Origin of the sequence: Vibrio sp. 10N.261.52.A1 (assembly GCF_002876325.1) — a bacterium.
GTDB classification, from domain to species: Bacteria; Pseudomonadota; Gammaproteobacteria; order Enterobacterales; family Vibrionaceae; genus Vibrio; species Vibrio chagasii.
In genome coordinates this window covers 6,981-8,751 of the sequence record NZ_MCYD01000625.1, presented here as the reverse complement: position 1 = coordinate 8,751, position 1,771 = coordinate 6,981, and the positions used below count along the sequence as shown (strand labels likewise).

The window sequence follows — 1,771 nt, the reverse complement described above, 5'->3', positions numbered from 1 at the left end:
ATCAATCTGTGTGGACACTTATCGTGAATATCTTCGTATAAGGAGGTGATCCAGCCCCAGGTTCCCCTAGGGCTACCTTGTTACGACTTCACCCCAGTCATGAACCACAAAGTGGTGAGCGTCCTCCCCGAAAGGTTAAACTACCCACTTCTTTTGCAGCCCACTCCCATGGTGTGACGGGCGGTGTGTACAAGGCCCGGGAACGTATTCACCGTAGCATTCTGATCTACGATTACTAGCGATTCCGACTTCATGGAGTCGAGTTGCAGACTCCAATCCGGACTACGACGCACTTTTTGGGATTCGCTCACTCTCGCAAGTTCGCCGCCCTCTGTATGCGCCATTGTAGCACGTGTGTAGCCCTACTCGTAAGGGCCATGATGACTTGACGTCGTCCCCACCTTCCTCCGGTTTATCACCGGCAGTCTCCCTGGAGTTCCCGACATTACTCGCTGGCAAACAAGGATAAGGGTTGCGCTCGTTGCGGGACTTAACCCAACATTTCACAACACGAGCTGACGACAGCCATGCAGCACCTGTCTCAGAGCTCCCGAAGGCACACCTGCGTCTCCGCTGGCTTCTCTGGATGTCAAGAGTAGGTAAGGTTCTTCGCGTTGCATCGAATTAAACCACATGCTCCACCGCTTGTGCGGGCCCCCGTCAATTCATTTGAGTTTTAATCTTGCGACCGTACTCCCCAGGCGGTCTACTTAACGCGTTAGCTCCGAAAGCCACGGCTCAAGGCCACAACCTCCAAGTAGACATCGTTTACGGCGTGGACTACCAGGGTATCTAATCCTGTTTGCTCCCCACGCTTTCGCATCTGAGTGTCAGTATCTGTCCAGGGGGCCGCCTTCGCCACTGGTATTCCTTCAGATCTCTACGCATTTCACCGCTACACCTGAAATTCTACCCCCCTCTACAGTACTCTAGTTCACCAGTTTCAAATGCAGTTCCGAGGTTGAGCCCCGGGCTTTCACATCTGACTTAATGAACCACCTGCATGCGCTTTACGCCCAGTAATTCCGATTAACGCTCGCACCCTCCGTATTACCGCGGCTGCTGGCACGGAGTTAGCCGGTGCTTCTTCTGTTGCTAACGTCAAGAGATGCCGCTATTAACGACACCCCCTTCCTCACAACTGAAAGTACTTTACAACCCGAAGGCCTTCTTCATACACGCGGCATGGCTGCATCAGGCTTTCGCCCATTGTGCAATATTCCCCACTGCTGCCTCCCGTAGGAGTCTGGACCGTGTCTCAGTTCCAGTGTGGCTGATCATCCTCTCAGACCAGCTAGGGATCGTCGCCTTGGTGAGCCATTACCTCACCAACTAGCTAATCCCACCTAGGCATATCTTGACGCGAGAGGCCCGAAGGTCCCCCTCTTTGGCCCGTAGGCATTATGCGGTATTAGCCATCGTTTCCAATGGTTATCCCCCACATCAAGGCAATTTCCTAGGCATTACTCACCCGTCCGCCGCTCGACGCCCTTAACGTTCCCCGAAGGTTCAGATAACTCGTTTCCGCTCGACTTGCATGTGTTAGGCCTGCCGCCAGCGTTCAATCTGAGCCATGATCAAACTCTTCAATTTAAGATTTTGTCGACTCAATGAATACTGACTTCAAAACTACAAAAAGTAATTCTAAAGCTATTACCATTCCAACAGAATGATAATGAATTGACTGTGCCGAATCTTACGATTCGAATTGGTCACTCAGTTCATTGAAATCAAGTTGAAACCGAAGTTTCATTTTTTGATATTCATCAAC

Annotated in this window: 1 rRNA gene; it reads right to left on the bottom strand. The window is 51.3% G+C overall.

The annotated features are described in order from the left end of the window. Positions 1 to 38: 38 nt before the first annotated feature. Positions 39 to 1,593 (bottom strand): 16S ribosomal RNA (locus BCT81_RS11335). Between the last annotated feature and the right edge of the window lie 178 nt (positions 1,594 to 1,771).